This window comes from Azospirillum sp. UENF 312511 (genome assembly GCF_058780635.1).
The window spans coordinates 2,849,410-2,868,352 of sequence record NZ_JBSNCG010000003.1 but is presented as its reverse complement, the minus strand read 5'-3'; the positions used below and the strand labels follow the sequence as shown (position 1 = coordinate 2,868,352).

The following is an 18,943-nucleotide window of genomic DNA, read 5'->3' as shown; positions in this document are numbered from 1 at the left end:
TCGATGGTGCGTTCGAAGCCGGCATCAAATCCGATTGCGACGATTCACGCCGCCTTGCACGCTGTGGCTGGCGGCCCCGCACCACCGGAACCATATGGTCTTGTGGTGAGCGGTTGATGTAAGGAGAAGGTTCGCGGCCGAAGCGTTCCGCCCGCAAGGAGGGACCCCCGACACCGGACCGCGATCCGAACGAACGGACCATCATGGACAGCGCCAACCAGCAAACCGGCGACGGACCGAACGGCGCCGCTCCGGCCGCCAACCCCGCTCCCACCTCCCCGGGCCACCCCCCTCAAGCCAACCGCATGCCCGCTCTCGTCCTGGGGGCGCTGGGCGTCGTATACGGCGACATCGGGACCAGCCCGCTCTACACCATGCGGGAGTCCTTCACCCACACCGGCCTGCCGCTCGACGAGCCGACCATCCTCGGCATCCTGTCGCTGGCGACCTGGGCGCTCATCATCGTCGTGACGCTGAAATACGTCCTGCTCGTCATGCGGGCGGACAACAAGGGCGAGGGCGGCGTCCTGGCGCTCGGCACGCTGGCCCACCGGGGGCTCAGCTCCAGAGCGGGCAACCGCGCCATCATGGCGCTGGCGATCCTGGGCATGGCCCTGTTCTACGGCGACAGCCTGATCACCCCGGCCATCTCGGTGCTGAGCGCGGTCGAAGGGCTGAAGGTCGTTACCCCCGCCCTGTCCCCCTACATCGTTCCGATCACGCTGGCGGTCCTCACCCTGCTGTTCCTGTTCCAACGGCAGGGCACCGGCCGCGTCGGCATCTTCTTCGGCCCGATCATGGGGGTGTGGTTCGCCACGCTGGCCGTGCTGGGCCTGATGCAGGTGCTGCACTGGCCGGATGTGCTGCGCGCGTTCAACCCGCTGTACGGGGCGGCGCTGTTCGTCAACCACGGCTGGGTGGCTTTCCTGACGCTGGGCGCCGTGGTCCTGGCGGTCACCGGGGCCGAGGCGCTCTACGCCGACATGGGCCATTTCGGGCGAGCGCCGATCCGCATCGCCTGGCTCTACCTCGTCCTGCCGGCCCTGCTGCTGAACTATTTCGGGCAGGGCGCCATGCTGCTGCACGAGCCGGAGACGCTGGAGAACCCCTTCTTCCATCTGGCGCCGGACTGGGCGCAGCTTCCCCTGGTCCTGCTGTCCACGGCGGCCACGGTCATCGCCAGCCAGGCGGTGATCTCCGGCGCCTTCTCGCTGACCCGGCAGGCCGTGCAACTCGGCTATCTGCCGCGGCGCGAAATCCGCCACACCTCGGAGCATGAGGTCGGGCAGGTCTACATCCCGCGCAACAACTGGCTGCTGCTGATCGGCGTGGTGATCCTGGTGATCGGCTTCGGGTCCAGCAGCAATCTGGCCGCCGCCTACGGCGTGTCGGTGACGGGGGCCATGGCCATCGACACGATCCTGGCCGCGGTGGTGGCGTGGCGGCTGTGGCGCTGGAATCCCCTGCTGGTGGTCGCCGCCTTCTCCACGCTGCTGGTGATCGACCTCGCGCTGTTCGGGGCGACCCTGCTGAAGGTGCCGGACGGCGGCTGGTTCCCGCTGCTGATCGCCGCGGCGGTCTACACGCTGATGACGACATGGCGCCGGGGCCGCCGCATCCTCGCCGAGCGGCTCTACGCCGACGCCCTGCCGATGGACCTGTTCCTGCAGCGCGTCACGCCGCAGTCGCCGCAGCGCGTCGCCGGGACCGCCATCTTCATGACCGGCAACCCCGACGTCGTCCCCCACGCCCTGCTCCACAACATCAAGCACAACCGGGTGCTGCACGAGCGGGTGGTCGTCATGACGGTCATCATGGAGGAGGTGCCCCGCGTCTCCCCGGACCGCGCTGTCCTGGTCGAGAAACTGGGCAAGGGATTCTTCCGGGTCGTCCTGCGCTTCGGCTATCTGGAACAGCCGCACATTCCCCGCGCGCTGGAAAGGTGCCGCCGCTTCGGCCTGCATCTGGACATGATGGAGACGTCGTTTTTCTTGGGCCGCGAGACGCTGATCCCGTCGCGTTCGACCGGCCTGCCGAGCTGGCGCGAGCCCGCCTTCATCCTGCTCTCGAAGACGGCCCTGTCCGCCACGGAGTTCTTCTGCATTCCGCCGGGCCGGGTGGTGGAACTGGGCACGCAGGTGGAGATCTGACCGTCAGTCGCGCGCCACGATGGGGGTCAGGCGGAAACGCGCGGCGGCGGCTTCCAGCCGCCCGTCGCGCTTGACCGCGTCGACGAACCGGTTGACCCGGTCCAGCCACAACGGGTCTCCCGGCGCCACCGCGTAGGCATAGGGCGTGGACTGCACCGGAATCTCCGGCGTGATCAGGTGCGCCCATTGGTGGACGCTGAGGATCCGCTGACCGTAGGGATAGTCGGTCAGAAAGGCGTCGGCGCGCCCGGACTGCACCTCCTCCTCCCTCTCCTGAGGTCCGGAGACGATGCGGACACTGGCCTTGCGGAGGGCGCGGCTGGCGTAATCGTCCATGACGGTGCCCTTTTGAACCGCGACCACCATGCCGTCCTGGTCCAGATCGTCCCAGCGCAGGATGCGCGGGTGCGCCTGGGAGGAAACGGCGTAGATGCCGCTGTTCAGATAGGGCTGGCTGAACGCGACTTTCTCGGCGCGGGCCGCGGTGACGCCGATGCCGAACATGCCGATGTCGCAACGGTCGCTCAGCAAATCGGCGATGAAGCTCGAAAAGCCGCTTTCCACGAAGCTGACCCGCGTGCCCAGGTCCTGGCCCAAGGCCCGTGCCATGTCGACGTCCAGGCCCTGAAGCTCGCCGCTGTAGGGATTGCGGAAGGAGATGGCGTAATAGTCCGGCCAAATGCACACGCGCACCAGCCCGGTGCGCTGCACCCGGTCGAGCCGGCTTTCCGCCAAGGCCGGCGCCGTGCCGGACACCAGGAACATCGACTGGAGCGCCGCATGGAACGCCGCATGGAACGCCAACGCCGACAGCGCGATGGATAGACGCCGCACCGCCTTGCCCCCTGAAAACCAACCGACCACTGCGGCAGGATAGCACCACACGCCCAGTCTGCACAACGCGGGCTTGCAATTCGCCCGCCCGCTGTTAAGATTCGCATGATATCAGCACACCGCACGGAGCCGCGCGTGATGGCCAAGCTTGCCCTGTTGCAGCATCGGGGCGCCCTTCTCGCGTTGGCTTTCTTGTCGGTGATGGCGCTTCTGTTCGAATTCACCTACGACATCCATGCCGACCGCGCCCTGGCGTTGAAGCAGGCGGCGGAAAACATCGACGACTTGGCGAGCGCCCTGGAATCCTCGGTCAGCCGCACGGTCCAGACGGTGGACGTCACCCTCGCCTCGGTGGGCGATGCGGTGAGCTTCGGCAATCTGCTGAGTGGTCAGCCGACACCGGGCCACGAGGATGGGGCGCTGGCCCCCCTGCTTCAGGAACGCCTGCGCCGGTCGCCGCACATCCGTGGCCTTTGGGTGCTCAACCGCCGGGGTATCCTGGTGGCAACGACGGAGGACCCGCGGCTGCTCGGCACCTCCTTGGCGGAGTTCGATCTGTTCCGCGCCCACCTGTCCGGTCAGAGCAAGGGGCTGCAGGTCGGGAGCCCGGTGCGGGGCCGTTTTCTGACGCCGGCCGGGGCCTCGGAGGACCGGTCGGGCAAATGGGTCCTGCCGATGAGCCGGGCCATTCGCGGGGCGGACGGGACGCTTCTAGGCGTCGCGATCGCCTCGGTCAATCCCGAGTATCTGCAGAGCGTCTTCCGGGCGGTGCGCAACGGGCTGCACGGAACGGTGTCGCTCTACCGCCGGGATGGCCTGCTCCTGACCCGGCTTCCGCAGGATGGTGGGGAGGGCATCGGCAGCCTGATGGCGGGGACGGATCTGTTCCGGGTCCATCTTCCAGTGTCGGAAGGCAGCGTGTTCCATGAAACCGCCCCGGATGGACAGGCGCGCATCACCGCTTATCGCGCCACGCCGATCTGGCCGCTGGTTCTGGCGATCAGCCGTAGCGAGGACGAGGAGTTGGCGGGCTGGTGGACCAACCAGCTGGAAATCGCTGCCGTCGCCTTGGGCTCCAGTCTGGTCATCCTGCTGTTCACGGGCGCCCTGATCCTGCTGCGCCGCAAGGAGGCCCAGCTGGAGGACGGCAACGCCCGCTTCAACGCGCTTCTGGAAACCGCCGTGGAGGGCATCCTCACGGTGCGCGGGGACGGCGTCATCGAATCCGCGAACGGTGCCGCCCACCGTATTTTCGGCTACCCGCCCGGCGATCTGATCGAGCGTCATGTGCAGGAACTGATGGAGCCGCATCATCACGCGGCTCACAGCCGCATCATGGAGACCATCGCCGCGGGCTCCCGCCGGATCGGCCCGAATTTCTCCCGCGAGGTCGATGGCCTGCGAATGGATGGGGAGGTCTTTCCCCTCGACCTGTCCATTGCCGAGGTGCGGACCCAGCAGGGCATCCTCTTCGCCGCCTTCTTCCGTGACCTTTCGGAGCGCAAGCGGGTGGAGCGGGCGCTGACCGATGCCAAGGAGAAGGCGGAAGCCGGGCAGCGCAGCAAGATGGAGTTCCTGGCGACCATGAGCCATGAGATCCGGACGCCCATGAACGGGGTGATCGGCATGGCCGGGCTTCTTCAGGAAACCAAGCTCGACGAGGAGCAGCGGGGCTACGCCGACACCATCCGCGATTCCGCGGAATCGCTGCTGACCATCATCAACGACATCCTGGACTTCTCCAAGATCGACGCCGGACGCCTCACGCTGGAGGTGAGCGACTTCGAAGCCGTGCCGCTGGTCGAGAGCGTGGTGGAACTTCTGGCCCCGCGCGCCGCGGCGAAAGGGCTGGAACTGGCCAGCTACGTGCCGCCGGCCCTGCATGGCCCGCTGCGCGGCGATCCCGGACGGCTGCGCCAGATCCTGATCAACCTCGCCGGCAACGCGGTCAAGTTCACCGATCAGGGCAGCGTGACCATCGTGATGTCGATCGAGCCGAACAGCCTCCCCTCCGAAGGGGACGGAGCGCCGGCGCGCGACGCAGAGGATGGCGCTCCGCAGGACACGCTGGTGACCGTCCGTTTCGAAGTCCGGGACACGGGGATCGGCATCGCCACGACGGACCACAAGCGCCTGTTCTCCATGTTCAGCCAGGTGGACGGATCGTCGGCCCGGCGTCACGGCGGAACCGGGCTTGGCCTTGCCATCTGCAAACGCCTCACCGAACTGATGGGCGGGCGGATCGGCGTGCACAGCGTGCCCGGAGAGGGCAGCGTGTTCTGGGTCGTCATTCCCCTGTGGCGCGGCCCCCTGTGGCGCGGCACGGCGACGGAAACCATGGTTGTGGCCGGGGAAGAAGTGGGTGCTTGGGCCGGACGGCGCGTTCTGCTGGTGGACGATCTGGCGGTGAACCGCGACCTGCTGGCCCGTCAGCTCGCCGCGATGGGGCTGGAAACCGAATCCGCCTCCACGGGAGAGGACGCCTTGCGCCAGCTTCTGGCCGCGAACGCGGCGGGACGGCCGTTCGACGCCGCCATCCTCGATCATTGCATGCCGGGCCTGACCGGGCCGGAGCTGGCCGTCCGCATCCGTGCCGAACCGGCGCTGGGGACCCTGCCGCTGGCGCTGGCCACCTCCCACCGCATGGGCGATATGGAGGGGGACGCCGCCAGCGTGGCGGTGAGGATCGTCAAGCCGATCCGCGCCGCAGCGCTGCAGGCCGCCATCTCGCGCCTGTTCACCGCGCCACCGCCAAGGATCGCACCGCGGGCGCCGGCTTCCGTGAGCAGGCCCTCTTCCGGAGCGGTGGCGTCCGGCACCGCCCGCCGCCGCATCCTGGTGGCGGAGGACAATCCGGTGAACCTTCAGGTGACCCTGGCCCTGCTGCGCCGGGCCGGCCATGCGGTCGATTCCGTGTCAAACGGTCTGGAGGCAGTCAACGCCGTCGCCGCCCTGCCCTACGACCTCGTCCTGATGGATGTCCAGATGCCGGAAATGGACGGTCTGGCGGCAACGCGGGCGATCCGCCGGATGGGCGGTTCCGCCGCCCGTGTTCCGATCGTCGCCATGACCGCCAACGCCATGGAAGGCGATCAGGCGGTCTGTCTGGCCGCAGGAATGGACGATTACCTGCCCAAGCCCATCGCCGTCGACCAACTATTGCGAACCGTTGCCCGGTGGAGCGGTTATCCGAAAGAGAGCGGGCCCGACAAGCCGGAAATGAGCCACGAGGCCGGGACGCCGCCGCGGATCGACCACGCCAAGCGCCAGGACCTGCGCGAGGCGATCGGCGACGAGGGGTTCGCCATGCTGATGGAAACCTTTCTCCACGAAACGCCCGGCCATCTCGACCGGCTCCGGCAGGCGGCCCAGAGCGGGGATTTCGCGACGGTGGAACGCGAAGCCCACATCCTGAAGGGCTCGACCGGCAACGTGGGATTTGCCCAAGCGTCCGCGCTGGCCGATGAACTTGTGGCGGCGGCCCGCAACAGGGATGTGTCAGGCATCGGCGGAAACCGGATCCAGGCCCTGGCCGCCGCCCTGAAAGACGCCGAGCGCGTCGACACCTCGAAGGACAATGCTCGGATTGCGCTGGAGACGGCGGAGCTTCCGGCGGACAGGAGGCCCGGAGGGGCGTAGCCTTCCGGAACGGCCCACGTCCGTTGCGGGCCCCCGCGATCCATGGGCTTCACCCCCTGGTGAAACCAGGCACCCAGCGCGTCCCTTCTTCACCGATGCTCAGCGCTGCCCGCCGCAGACACGGGCAACGAAGCTGTCGATGTCGCCGTTCAGCGTCACGGCGCGGCGCGCCAGTTCCCCCGCCGACGAGAGCACCTGGCTGGCGGCGGCGCTGGCGTCCTGAGCACCGGAAGACACGCTGGTCACCGCGTCGGCCACGGTGCGAACGCCGGCCGACGCCTCGCGGATGGAGCGGCTGATCTCGTCGATGGCCGCGCTCTGCTGCTCGGCGGCACCGGCGATGCCGACGGCGATCTCGTCAATGTCGTGGATCATGCCGCCGACGCGCTGGATCACCGCCGCCGTATCACGGGTCACCGACTGGACCTGGGCGATCTGAAGGGTGATGTCCTCCGTCGCCTGGGCCGTCTGGTTGGCGAGATTCTTCACCTCGGTCGCCACCACGGCGAACCCCTTGCCGGCCTCGCCCGCCCGCGCCGCCTCGATCGTCGCGTTGAGGGCCAGCAGATTCGTCTGGCTGGCGATGTCGTTGATGAGCTGAACGACGGCGCCGATCTGGTCGGACGCGGCGAGAAGGGAGCGGATGGTCGCGTCGGCCTCCCGCACCTTCTCCACCGAGCTCCGGGCGAGATCGGCGGTGCGGGACACGCCCTGGGCCACCTCGCCGATGGCGCCCGACACCTCGCCGGTCGCCGCGGCCACTCCGTCCACGTTCGAAGACACCTGCTCCGCCGCGGACGCCGCCGAGAAGGACTGCTCGCTGGCCGTGGCCGCGGTCGCCGTCATGGCGGTGGAGGACGCTTCGAGCTGGGCGGCGCTGGCCGACAGGCTCTGCGCCACCTCCTTGATGTTGGCGCCGATGCGGGTGGCGCTCTCCACGAATTCGCGGCTCTTGCCGTCCATGGCGGCCAGACCGTCGTTGATCTGACGGGCGTAGGCCCCGAACTCCCCGACCATGCCGGTCATCACGATGCGCCGGTAATACTGCCCCTCCGCCGCGTGCTGCATGGCGGCGTTGGCCTCCTTGCCGAAGGATTCCACACGGTCGAGCAGGCGGTTGATGGTGTGCAGCATGTCCGCGATGGGGCTGGTGCCGTGGATGTTCAGGATGCGCGGCTGCAGGTCGCCCTTCTCTGCCGCGGCGATCACCGTCATGGCTTTCCGGATGGTCCGGTTGGTGAGCGCCAGCCAGCGGATGGCGGCAAGACAGGGAAGCACCGCCAGCAGACCGAGCACGGCGGCGGCCACGTCGCCGGTGGCGAGACCGTACACCGCCTGCGCCGCCGACAGCATGGCGGCCGATGCGGCGGCGGCAAGCGCCTTAGAGACTGAAGACAAACTCGTCATAGCTCGTGCCCTTGTCGCGCAGGAGTTTTTCCAGCATGGCGCCGGAGGCCGCCATGGCCGCGTTCCGGTCGGCGTGCCGCGCCTCTTCCGCGCGCAGCGCGGCGTAGAGGCCCGCCGCCGCGTCCACCGCCGGCCGCGCCGGAACACGGCGGCTGGAGTGATAACCGGTGATGGTCCGCCCATTCCCGCTGTCCGGGTTGCCGAAAACCGGTGTAACGTGGGCAAACACCCAGTAATGATCGCCGTCCTTCGCCCGGTTGATCACATAGGCGAAGATTTCGCTTCCGGCCTCGATGCGGCTCCACAACAGCTTGTAGACGCAACGCGGCATGTCCGGATGACGCACGATGTTGTGCGGCCGTCCCAGAAGTTCCGACTCGCTGTACCCGCTGATGCGCAGGAACACATCGTTGGCGTAAGTGATGCGGCCTTTGAGATCGGTCTTGGAGACGATGATCTCGTCGCGGTGAAATGTCCGCTCTTGTCCGGTCAAGCTGTTGTGTGTGCCGCCTATGCTGACCGCCATGACCGTCCGCCTCTCAAACGCGCGGTGAACTCAAACATTCGACAAACAAGTCACCAACCTGACCGTTGGTAATATCTTTTGTTGATTGACTCATAGCGTACGTAATAATCGGTTGGCTTTAAAAACGGACAGGGACGAGCTGCGACAAATTGTACCACATGCGTCGCGCGCATAAGGGGTTGCGGAAAAGCGCGCCCCGCGGAGTCCGAGGCGAACGATCCAGTCACCCCTTGGGCGGACTGGTGGAAATTTTCCCTCTAAGATAGTGGATCACAATCCCGGTTCGTAAACGGCGACCCGGTTGCGTCCCTCGCGCTTGGCGCGGTAGAGGGCGAGGTCGGCCCGATGGATCGCCTTCTCCAGCGTGTCGTAGGCGCCCTCGATCGCGGAAATGCCGATGCTGCTGGTCAGGTGGAAGCGGCCCTCGGGTCCCGGAATCGCCATGCGGGACAGGTGGCGGCGCACCCGCTCCGCCACCACGCGGGATTCCTCCGCGGTGGCGCCGGGCAGGACCACCACGAACTCCTCGCCGCCCAGACGTCCCAGAATGTCGTATTCCCGCAGGATGGCCTGACAGCCGCCGGCCACCATGCGCAGGGCGTCGTCGCCGGTGGCGTGGCCGTAACTGTCGTTGATGCGCTTGAAATGGTCGACGTCCAGCACGAAGACCGACATCGGCTCGTTGAAGCGGTGGGCGCGGGCCAGTTGCGAGCGCGCCAGTTCCATGAAGGAACGCCGGTTGTAGATTCCCGTCAGCGGATCGCGGGACGCCATGTCCCGCAGCGCCTCCTCCATGTTCCGGCGGTCGGTGTAGTCGTAGATCCAGGCCAGATTCACCTGAACGCCCTGGATCACCGCCTGATTGACAGTGAACAGCGTCCAGAAGGACGACCCGTCGGCCCGGCGGAACTGCACCTCCATGTTGGTCACCGACCCGAAGGAGCGCAGGCGATCGATCACCCGCTCGCGCTGGTGCCGGTCCAGGTAATAGTCGCGGGCTTGGCGGCCAATCAGATCTTCGCGCTTCAGCCCGATCAACTCGGCGAAGCGGGTGTTGACGAAGATGATCCTGCCGTCGTCGCGGCGCGACACAGACACGCCGATCGGACTCTGCTCCAGAATGGCCTGGAGCCGCTCCTCGCTGGGGAGCCCTTCCGTCAGGTCGTGAATCACTCCGACGATGCCGCCCAGGTTCCCGGTGCTGTCGCAGAAGACGGCCTTGGTCAGGCTGGACAGGCGGGTGGTGCCGCCGACGAAGGGAACCGCCTCCTCGTAGCTGCGCTGCCCCCAGTGGACGGTTAGCTCGCGATCCTGGTCGGCGTGCGCCTTGGCGATGCGCGGGTCCATCACGGCGAAGGCGGTCTTGGCGACGATGCTGCGGCGCTCCAGACCGGTGTAGCGCTCAAAAGCGTCGTTGCAATCGGTGTATTCGCCCGCCGCGTTCTTCACGAAGACGGGAACCGGCAGCGTCTCGAACAGCACCTCCTTCATCAGAAGCTGATCGCGCAACGCGGCCTGCGCCAGCCGATGGTGGCTGACGTCGGTGTAGACTCGCAGCGACTGCCGCTCTCCCGCCAGCCCGGTGAGGGGGCCGATCGACTCGGACACCCAAACGGTTCCGCCATCCAGGCACCGCAATGGCCGTTCTCCCGACGCGTCCGGCAGGGACGGGAGAAAAGCGTCCTCCGGCTCCAGCGCCGCGAGATCGAGGCCGGTCAGACCGCCTTGGGCATACCGCAGCAGGCCGTGCAGGGCCGGGTTGGCATACAGGATGGTCCCCGTGTCCGTGGTGACGCAGACCCCCGACGGCAGCGTGTCGAACGCACGCCACAGCGCAGCCCGGGTTTCCTCCGCATCCCCAGAAGGACTCATTGAACCAACCGAATCCAGCATGGCCCCCACAGCGTCATGGAAGATTCTTGCGCCACGATAGGGCAAACCGCGAGTACGTTAGCCGATGCGCCTTTTTGCCCCTGTGTGCCATCTTGTCGCGCTATGGTGGTGATCGCCTATTTTAAGCGCAAAATCTATCGATTTCTGAATGTTTCACACGCAACCATCACACGGTCTTCCACCGTCCGGTCCACCGGCAACCCCACCCTCAACCAATCCTGCCGATAGTCGAACCGGCGGACCAGCACCCCGGCCCGGCCCAACACGTCGTAAAGCCCGGCGGCCTGGGGGTCATCTATCAGACGAAAGAGCGACGTCCCTCCAGCGACGCGGAGCCCGGCCACCGCCAGACGCCCGTCGAAGCGGGCCGCGGCCTCGGTCAGACGCCGCCGGGTGGCGGTGATCCACGCCGAATCCGACAGCGCCGCGGTCGCGACGGCCAGCGCTGGGCCCGACACCGCCCACGGCCCCACGGCGGCGCGCAGATCCCGGACCAGCGCCGGCTCGCCGAGCAGGAAGCCGAGCCGGACTCCGGCCAGCCCGAAGAACTTCCCGAAGGAGCGCAGGATGACCAGACCGGCGCGCCCGGCCTCCGACGCCACGCTGCGCTCCGGGGTGACCTCGGCGAAGGCCTCGTCCACCACCAGCCAGCCGCCCCGCGCCGTCTGCCGCTCCGCCAGGGCCAGCAAGGTTTCGGGCGGGACGATGCGGCCGTCCGGGTTGTTCGGGTTCACGACCACAACCACGTCGGCGTCGCATCCCTCCAGCGATTCCACTTCGGTCACGCGATGGCCGGTCTTGGCCCAGCCCGCCGCGTGCTCGGCGTAGGTCGGCCCGAGCACGGCGACCGTCCCCGGACGGCGCAGCCGCGGCAGAATCTGAATCAGCGCCTGGGAACCGCCCCCGGCGGCGACGCGGTCCGCCGACGGCGCGCCGTAGCAGGCCGCCGCAGCCTCGCGCAGGGCCGTTTCGGCCGCGCGATCCGGCAGGCGCGCCCAGGCATCGGCCGGGATGGGCGGCAGCGGGTAGGGCCAGGGGTTGATGCCGGTGGACAGGTCCACCCAGGGCTCCGGCGCCCCCGGAAAGGCCGCCCGCGCCGCGCCGAGGTCGCCGCCATGGATGATCTCGCCCTGAACGCCTCTCTCATGGACGATCTCCTCATGGACGATCCTCTTGGACCCCGCCGCCGATTCCGCCATCATCCCGCCCCTTCCCTTCCCCAGAGGATTCGATCCCGTGGAGCTTCATCCGTCCGTGCTCGCCGCCGCTCTCCTCATCGAGGCCGCCGCCGGCTATCCGGACGCACTCTACGCCCAAATCCGCCACCCGGTGGTGTGGATCGGGGCGCTTATCGCCCAGCTTGACCGCGCGCTCAACCGGGAGCGCGATTCCTTTGCCATCCGCAAGGCGGCGGGGGTGCTGGCCCTGCTCGTCCTGCTGCTGGTGGTTGGCGGTGCGGCGTCGGCAGTCGCCGGGCTCTGCCGGCACCTGCCGCTCGGCGGCCTCCTCGAAGCGGCGCTGGCCTCCACCCTGCTGGCGCAGCGCAGCCTGCACGACCATGTCGCGGCGGTCGCCGCCGCCTTTCGCGACGGCGGGCTGGAGGCGGCGCGCGAGGCGGTGTCGCGCATCGTCGGCCGCAACCCGGCGAGCCTGGACGAGCATGGGGTGAGCCGCGCCGCCATCGAAAGCCTGTCGGAGAATTTCTCGGACGGGGTCGTCGCCCCGGCCTTCTGGCTGCTGGTCGGCGGGCTGCCGGGGATCGCGCTCTACAAGGCGATCAACACCGCAGACAGCATGATCGGCCACCGCACGCCCCGGCACGAGGCGTTCGGCTGGGCTGCGGCGCGGCTGGACGATCTGGTCAACCTGCCCGGCTCCCGCCTGTCGGCGCTGCTGATCTGGGCCGCCGCCCGCTTCACCGATGGAGCCGACGCCGCCGAGTCCTGGCGGTCGGTGCGGCGCGACGCCCACCGCCACCGCTCGCCCAACGCCGGCTGGCCGGAGGCGGCGATGGCCGGGGCGCTCGACCTCCGGCTCGGCGGGCCGCGGGTCTATGGCGAGGTGCGGATCGAGGACGCCTGGATGGGGCCGGGCCGCACCGCCGCCACCGCGCAGGACATCACCCGCGCCCTTCACCTCTACCGGCGCGCCTGCATCGCCCTGGTGGCCGGCGCGCTGCTGCTGGCGCTGACCCTCTGACCGCGCCAAAGGAAAAGGGGCTCCGAAGAGCCCCTTTCCCAATCAGACAACCCGGCTTCAGACAACCCGGAAGTTCTTGAACTGCCAGGGATCGTCGTGGTCGATGTCCTCGGGGAACAGACGCTCGCGGTCCTGCAGCGGAGTCCAGTCACCGTAGGCGCCGACCAGCTCGCCAAGATAGGGCTTGGCGATTTCCAGGATGCGCTGGAAGTCGATCTCGTCCGGCTCGACGATGCCGCGGTTCGGATTCTCCAGCGCCCAGATGATGCCGGCCAAAACCGCCACCGTGACCTGCAGCGAGGTCGCGTTGTTGTAGGGCACCAGGGCGCGCGCCTCGTCGATGCCCAAGCGGGAACCGAACCAGTAGATGCCCTTCTTGTGGCCCATCAGCAGCACGCCCAGCTCGTCGGTGCCGCTGACGATCTCGTGCATCATCAGGCGCTGGCTCGGCTGCATGTACCAGTTCTTGCCGGCCAGCTCGTGCACCGACTTCACCGCGTCGTCGCAGGGGTGATAGGCATAATGCACGGTCGGGCGGTAGGTGACGTGGTTGCCGTCGCGCTGGGTGTAGTAGTCGGCGATGGAGATCGCCTCGCTGTGGGTGATGAGGAAGCCGTGGAACGGCCCCTCCAGCGGGGTCCAGGTGCGCACGCGGGTGGAGGCGCCCGGCCGCATCAGATAGATGGCGGCGTCGCAGCCGAACTCGTGGCGGCGGCCATCGGCCGGGAAATGCTTCTCGTGGCTGCCCCAGCCGAGTTCGGTGGGCTGGCAGCCCTCGCCGACGAAGCCGTCGATCGACCAGGTGTTGACGAACTCGCCCACCTTCTTCGGCTCGTTGGACACCTGGGTGTCGCGCTCGGCGATGTGGATCACCTTGACGCCCAGCTTGGCGGCCAGAGCGCCCCAGCCGGCGCGGTCCTTCGGGACCTCCGTCGATTCGCCAGTGTCGGCCGCGACATTGAGCAGCGCCTGCTTCACGAAATGCGAGACGAGGCCGGGGTTGGCGCCGTGGGTCAGGACGGCGGTCGGCCCGCCCTCGTAGGTGGCGCGGTGCGACAGCGCCGTCTCGCGCAGGGCGTAGTTGGAGCGCAGCGACGGCGACAGGGACGGATCGGTGTAACCGCCGGCCCACGGCTCGACGCAGGTGTCGATGTAGAGCGCGCCGACCTTGTGGCAGAACTCGAACAGGGCGACGGACGACACGTCCACCGACAGGTTGACCAGGAAGTCGCCCTTGCCCAGCATGGGCTCCAGCACCTGGGCGTAATTCTCCTTCGTCAGCGGCAGGTTGATGAATTTGACGCCAAGCTCATCCGCCTCGGCATGACCGCGCTCCTCGGCGGTGACGATGGTGATCTGGTCCTTCGTGATTCCGATGTGGCGCAAAATCAGGGGCAACACTCCCTGGCCAATCGATCCGAAGCCGACAATGACCATGCGGCCGGTGAAGGTGATGTGCTTGGTGTCCAGGGTCATCTAAGACGGTCCCCCGTGGTTGGCGTGACAGAAATACAGCCCGTCACCCTCGCGCCTCTTGCAAAGGCGGAGGGTGGCGGACCAACGATGGTTTACGGTGATTTTTTAGGGATATCCACAGCTTTCCCGCGATGCGGGACTTATGCCACGCAGCTCTTGAGGACGTAGCCGGGCGTTTCCAGCAGCGGCGCGTCCGAAACCTCGACCACGCGGGCCTGGTCGAACCCGTTGAAGGCGGTGCGCAGGCAGGAGCCGTAGGCCCCCAGCTGGCCCAGCTCGATCCAGTCGCCGGCGCGGATGTCCGCCGGCAGGTGGAACGGGCCGTTCATGCGGTCCGCGCTGTCGCAGGTCGGGCCGTAGAAGGCGAAGGCCTCCACCGGCTCGTCGCCCATCGGCGCGAAGGGACGGATCATGCGGGCCGGGAAGCGGAAGCCGGGGACACCAGCATCCGACAGCGCGCCGTAGACGCCGTCGTTGATGAACAGCTCGTTGCCGCGGCGTTTCACCACCTGCACGACCAACGACACGCCCGGCGCGACCAGCGCGCGGCCCGGCTCGCACCAGACGCGGCAGTGGGCCGGCAGGTCGAGCTTCGCCACGCCGCGGGCGATGGCCTCCATGAAGTCGCCGAGCGGCGGCGGGGTGACGCCCGGATAGGAGACGGGAAAGCCGCCGCCGACATCCAGAACATCGATCACCACGCCCGACTCCGCGATGATGCGGCCGGCCAGTTCCAGCGCCCGCTCGTAGGCGGACGGATCGAGCATCTGCGAGCCGACATGGAAGGACACGCCGACCTTCGGGGCCACCATGCGCACGGCCTGGAGCAGTTCGACCGCCTCCGTCGCCGGGGCGCCGAACTTGCCGGACAGGTCGTAGACCGCGTTGCCCTTCGGCAGGGCTAGACGCACGACGAGGCCGAGGTCCTGGGCGTCGCCCGTCTCCTCCAGAATCTTCTGAAGCTCCTCCATGCTGTCGAGCACGAAGTCGCGCACGCCGTAGTGCTGATAGGCGGTGCGGATCGCCTCGCGCCCCTTCACCGGATGCATGTAATGCAGCACCGCGTCCGGAAACATCTGGCGGATCAGACGGATTTCACCGGGCGAAGCCACGTCGAAGTGGCGCACGCCGCCGGCCGACAGGGCGCGCAGCACCGCCGGCTCCGGGTTGCACTTCACGGCGTAGAGCACGTCGCCGGACACGGCGGCGTCGAAGGCGGCCACGAAGCTGGACGCGGTGTCGGCCAGGACGCCCGGACGGATGCAGTGCATCGGCTCCTCGGGACGGGCCATCGCCACCGCCTGATGGACGGAGGTGCGGCGGTCCGACACCGGCGAAGCGCCGAAGGACGGGGCGGAGATGGAAACGCCGCGGCGCAGCGGGGCGACGGCGGAACGGGAACGGATGAAGCCCATGGCGCACTCCTTACCCTGGGCCACCCGGCGCGGGGCGGTCCAGCGAACAGACGGGAATCCGACACGGCCGTCAAAGCCGCGGATCGGAATTCGGGTTGTGGTGAAAGGCGACGGAGAAAAGCCGGGTCAAACGCTCACGAGCGGGCTAACAGCTCCGCAGGTTCAAAGCGTCGATGTCCGGCTATGGGCTACCGTCTGAGAGCCCTGCCGTGGAGAGCCAACATGCCTACCTCCCTCTCGGGACCGGCCCACTGATGACCGGTTCTGCCAAAAAGGACGCGGTACGTCGTTGCATAACCACAGAGGGCCATTGGCACGTGCGAGTGCGTCGTCCCCGATGAATTACGCTTTTTTCCCGGCGATTCAAGTGATTTTTTGATGACAGGTCGGGATCGGTCCGGGATCGGCCCGGGATCGCAACGATGGCGGCGGTCAGCGGGGCGCCGCATCCGCCGTCTCGGCGAAGGCCGGACGGTCGGAGCCGAGCACATGGTCCATCAGCCAGAAGCGCAGGAACCCCCGCACCGCGACGCCGGTGTCGAGCCGGCCGCTCTCCACCTGCTGGCGGATGCGGGCGAACTGCCCCTCCAGCAACCGGTGGTGGTTGCGGTGAGCCACGAAACGGCCCGGCGCCACACGGCGCAGCACCCCTTCCTCCATGGCGAAATGGGCGTGCACATGGTCGTGCAGCATTCCCAGAAGGTCCAGGGATTCGTGAATCGGCGCCCCTTGGCGGCTCATCAGGTCCAGTTCGTTCATGAGGTCGGCGAGCTGGCGGTGCTGCGCGTCGAGCGGCCCCACTCCGACGTCGAAGGCGCTGTTCCAGGCGATCAGGGTCCGCCCTTCCGGCGTCCTGGAGGCGTCGCGCACCAGCGCGGTGTAATCGCCGTCGTGCCGGATCTCGTGTCCGCACAGAGCGGCATCCAGCGTGCCCGCCACCGTGCACAGGAAATCCGAGGTGACCTCGCAGTCGCGCACATAGTCGATCAGCCGGCCGAACTGCTGGTCCAGCATCGCGTGGTGGCCGGCGTGCTCCTCCCACCGGGTGAAGCCGGCGGCGCGGATGATGACCTCTTCATGGTCGAAATGCATGCGCATTTCGTCCGCGAACCGGCTGAATCGAGGAACCATGGAGTCACGGGAAGCGCCGTCCGCGCACGCGCAGCGGATGGCCTCGATATGGTCCATCAGCGACGTATGGGCCGCGTCGATGAAGCCGTTGCCCGTACACGGGATGGAGTGGCCATCCGTGGTCATGGAGCCTCCGAAGCGGGTGGCGCGCCGCCCTTGGATCGGCGCCGATACCGAAGGGCTTGTAACAGCGCCGCTTTTCGCCCGCAATCGGCTGCGGCGAAAGGTAACGGCGGCAGCCGGGTCATGTTGGGCGGGTCATGAAACGTTACCGGTTTCCGACTCGAACTTCGGAAAGCGGTCGGCGATCACGTCACCGGTGAAGGACGCCACCCAGCCATCCGGGCGCGTGAAGAAGCGGATGGCGGTGAATTCCGGGTCCGGTCCCATGTCGAACCAATGCTTCGTCCGCGCCGGGATGCTCAACAGGTCACCCGCCCCGCACACGAGGCGGAACACTTTTCCGTCCACATGCAGATAGAAGGCGCCGCTTCCCTGCACGAAGAACCGGGCCTCGTCCTCGTCGTGGGTGTGCTCCGCAAGGAAGGCGGCGCGGCGGACCGCGGCATCCGGCTGACCACGCGGCATCCGCACCACGTCGGCGGACTGGAAGCCGCGCGCGTCCTTCAGGGCCGTCACCGGCCCGGCGTAGGCTTCCAGCACCGCATGGGCGTCGGCGGCGTCTGGAATGGCCTGAGGCGCTGGCCAGCGCTCGAACAGCACGCCGGCCAGCGCCAGATGGGCGGTGACCAGCGCCGGGTCGGCGGATGAGAGTTCCGCAACGGTGGGATCGGTGTCGCTGTAGACGGACAAACGGGCCATGGTCGCCTCGTTGTGCAGGTGCACTCAGAATGAGACGAAGCGGCGCCCGGCGCAACCGAAACGGTTGAATTCATACCTCAGTATGCGCGCAACGAACGAATCAGCGGCGGATTGCCAGCCCCAGCGACACGATCAGCCCAACCGCGAGCAGAAGCCCGACGAATCCGCCGACTCCGGCCCAGCCGAAGGCGTACCAGAAGACGCCGCCCAGCGTCCCGGCGATGGTAGAGCCCATGTAATAGCAGAACAGATAGATCGCCGACGCCTGCCCGCGGTTGACCGGCGCCCGCTGCCCGATCCAGCCGGAGGCGATGGTGTGGACCCCGAAGAAGGCGAAGGTGAACAGGGCGATGCCCGGAACCATCGTCCACAGACTGTCGGGCGTCATCAGCGCCAGACCGGCCGCCATCATCGCCGCGGCGACGGCCAGCACCCTGCCCCGCCCCAGCCGCACCGCCAGCCCGCCGAACAGCGGCGAGCTGACGACACCGCAGAGATAGACCGTGAAAACGGCGCCGACCGCCGCCGGGCGCAGGTCGAAGGGCGGCGCCAGCAGGCGGAAGCCGATGTAGTTGAAGACGGTGACAAAGGCCCCCATGGACAGGAACCCCATGGCGAACAGGGCGAGCAGCCCGCGGTCCATCAGGTGTCCACGCCACGCCTCGGCCAATTCCCGCACGCCCGCCGGCCGCCGCTGGAAATGGCGCGATGCGGGAAGCGCAAACCACACCGCCAGTGCGGCGGCGATTCCCAGCGTGCCGATCACCCCCATCGCCATGCGCCAGGACGCGACATCGGCCACCAGCGCCGTCAGCGCCCGCCCCGACATGCCGCCAAGCGCCGTTCCGCCGATGTACAGGCCCATGGCGACCCCGGCGGAGCGCGGGTCCACCTCCTCCGACACGTAGGCCATGGCGACGGCGGGAAGACCGCTGAGCGCCATTCCTTCCAGCGCCCGCACCAGCAGCAGCGACGCCCAGTCCGGCGCCATCGCGCCGCTGATGCCCAGCGTGCCGGAGGCGAGCAGGGAAAGCGCCATGATCGCCTTGCGCCCGAACCGGTCCGACACCGCCCCGGCGACCAGCAGCGCGAAGGCCAGAACGCCGGTGGACACCGACAGGGCGAGGCTCGACTGCGCCGGGGTGACGCCGAACTCCCGCGTGAATTCCGGCATCAGCGGCTGCACGCAGTAGAGCGCGGCGAAGGTGGAGAAGCCGGCCACGAAGAGGATGCGGCTCGCCCGCTTGTAGGCCGGCGTGCCGGCGACGAGATACTCCGCCCCCGGTTCAGCCGCCCCCTGCCCCGCCGGTTCGATCCGAACCCTGCCGAAATCGCCGTCCGCCACGTCGGTCCGTCCCCATGATGCGCCGCAACATGCACGCAAGAGGGGAATGTGCGCCCGCAACGGCGTCCTGTCCAACGGATCGGACGCAGTGCAGCAATATGATTCC

13 protein-coding genes are annotated in these 18,943 nt (G+C 68.0%); 3 read left to right on the top strand and 10 right to left on the bottom strand.

The genetic code is table 11. The annotated features are described in order from the left end of the window. Positions 1-203: 203 nt before the first annotated feature. Positions 204-2,150 (top strand): potassium transporter Kup, encoded by a 1,947-nt coding sequence (locus tag ACWPN7_RS25020; RefSeq protein ID WP_492273476.1) that lies wholly within the window; start codon positions 204-206, stop codon positions 2,148-2,150. Positions 2,151-2,153: 3 nt separating this feature from the next. Here the strand turns inward: ACWPN7_RS25020 and ACWPN7_RS25015 are convergent, their stop codons facing one another. Beyond that, a complete protein-coding gene (locus ACWPN7_RS25015; protein ID WP_307832426.1) occupies positions 2,154-2,984 on the bottom strand; it encodes an ABC transporter substrate-binding protein in 831 nt (276 codons plus the stop codon). A gap of 138 nt (positions 2,985-3,122) precedes the next feature. Between ACWPN7_RS25015 and ACWPN7_RS25010 the strand changes: the two genes are divergently transcribed. Then, positions 3,123-6,623 (top strand): response regulator, encoded by a 3,501-nt coding sequence (locus ACWPN7_RS25010; protein ID WP_459196571.1) that lies wholly within the window; start codon positions 3,123-3,125, stop codon positions 6,621-6,623. Between the two features lie 99 nt (positions 6,624-6,722). Here the strand turns inward: ACWPN7_RS25010 and ACWPN7_RS25005 are convergent, their stop codons facing one another. The 4 genes from ACWPN7_RS25005 to cobD all read right to left on the bottom strand — a co-directional run bounded on the left by ACWPN7_RS25005 (position 6,723) and on the right by cobD (position 11,651). Then, positions 6,723-8,021, bottom strand: a complete 1,299-nt coding sequence (locus tag ACWPN7_RS25005) for a methyl-accepting chemotaxis protein (RefSeq protein ID WP_146041786.1) — start codon at positions 8,019-8,021, stop codon at positions 6,723-6,725. Beyond that, entirely contained in the window at positions 8,005-8,556 is a 552-nt protein-coding gene (locus ACWPN7_RS25000; RefSeq protein ID WP_456529853.1) for a PAS domain-containing protein, read from the bottom strand. The genes ACWPN7_RS25005 and ACWPN7_RS25000 overlap by 17 nt, the downstream gene beginning before the upstream one ends. Positions 8,557-8,826: 270 nt before the next feature. Beyond that, entirely contained in the window at positions 8,827-10,428 is a 1,602-nt protein-coding gene (locus ACWPN7_RS24995) for a sensor domain-containing diguanylate cyclase (RefSeq protein ID WP_459196570.1), read from the bottom strand. Positions 10,429-10,583: 155 nt separating this feature from the next. Then, complete coding sequence (gene cobD / locus ACWPN7_RS24990) at positions 10,584-11,651, bottom strand: threonine-phosphate decarboxylase CobD (protein WP_459196569.1); 1,068 nt, start codon at positions 11,649-11,651, stop codon at positions 10,584-10,586. Between the two features lie 34 nt (positions 11,652-11,685). On the opposite strand from cobD, the gene cbiB reads away from it, so the two are divergent. Continuing rightward, entirely contained in the window at positions 11,686-12,648 is a 963-nt protein-coding gene (gene cbiB, locus ACWPN7_RS24985; RefSeq protein ID WP_149648690.1) for an adenosylcobinamide-phosphate synthase CbiB, read from the top strand. A gap of 57 nt (positions 12,649-12,705) precedes the next feature. Here cbiB and ACWPN7_RS24980 read toward each other — a convergent pair whose 3' ends face one another. From ACWPN7_RS24980 to ACWPN7_RS24960, 5 genes are all read right to left on the bottom strand, one after another. Then, positions 12,706-14,124 (bottom strand): homospermidine synthase, encoded by a 1,419-nt coding sequence (locus tag ACWPN7_RS24980; RefSeq protein ID WP_103038996.1) that lies wholly within the window; start codon positions 14,122-14,124, stop codon positions 12,706-12,708. A 140-nt stretch (positions 14,125-14,264) separates the two neighbouring features. Further along, a complete protein-coding gene (locus ACWPN7_RS24975; RefSeq protein WP_459196568.1) occupies positions 14,265-15,539 on the bottom strand; it encodes a type III PLP-dependent enzyme in 1,275 nt (424 codons plus the stop codon). Between the two features lie 432 nt (positions 15,540-15,971). Further along, complete coding sequence (locus ACWPN7_RS24970) at positions 15,972-16,796, bottom strand: hemerythrin domain-containing protein (RefSeq protein WP_459196567.1); 825 nt, start codon at positions 16,794-16,796, stop codon at positions 15,972-15,974. A 132-nt stretch (positions 16,797-16,928) separates the two neighbouring features. Beyond that, positions 16,929-17,492, bottom strand: coding sequence for a 1,2-dihydroxy-3-keto-5-methylthiopentene dioxygenase (locus tag ACWPN7_RS24965; RefSeq protein WP_459196566.1), 564 nt, complete (start codon positions 17,490-17,492; stop codon positions 16,929-16,931). A 100-nt stretch (positions 17,493-17,592) separates the two neighbouring features. Next, a complete protein-coding gene (locus ACWPN7_RS24960; RefSeq protein WP_459196565.1) occupies positions 17,593-18,837 on the bottom strand; it encodes an MFS transporter in 1,245 nt (414 codons plus the stop codon). Positions 18,838-18,943 lie beyond the last annotated feature (106 nt).

Excerpts from the sequence above, each read along its gene's own strand:
- ACWPN7_RS25020 (WP_492273476.1), top strand. The coding sequence starts at position 204 with ATGGACAGCGCCAACCAGCAAACCGGCGACGGACCGAACGGCGCCGCT.
- ACWPN7_RS25010 (WP_459196571.1), top strand. The coding sequence starts at position 3,123 with ATGGCCAAGCTTGCCCTGTTGCAGCATCGGGGCGCCCTTCTCGCGTTG.
- ACWPN7_RS25000 (WP_456529853.1), bottom strand. The coding sequence starts at position 8,556 with ATGGCGGTCAGCATAGGCGGCACACACAACAGCTTGACCGGACAAGAG.
- ACWPN7_RS24995 (WP_459196570.1), bottom strand. The coding sequence starts at position 10,428 with ATGAGTCCTTCTGGGGATGCGGAGGAAACCCGGGCTGCGCTGTGGCGT.
- cobD (WP_459196569.1), bottom strand. The coding sequence starts at position 11,651 with ATGATGGCGGAATCGGCGGCGGGGTCCAAGAGGATCGTCCATGAGGAG.
- ACWPN7_RS24980 (WP_103038996.1), bottom strand. The coding sequence starts at position 14,124 with ATGACCCTGGACACCAAGCACATCACCTTCACCGGCCGCATGGTCATT.
- ACWPN7_RS24975 (WP_459196568.1), bottom strand. The coding sequence starts at position 15,539 with ATGGGCTTCATCCGTTCCCGTTCCGCCGTCGCCCCGCTGCGCCGCGGC.
- ACWPN7_RS24970 (WP_459196567.1), bottom strand. The coding sequence starts at position 16,796 with ATGACCACGGATGGCCACTCCATCCCGTGTACGGGCAACGGCTTCATC.
- ACWPN7_RS24965 (WP_459196566.1), bottom strand. The coding sequence starts at position 17,492 with ATGGCCCGTTTGTCCGTCTACAGCGACACCGATCCCACCGTTGCGGAA.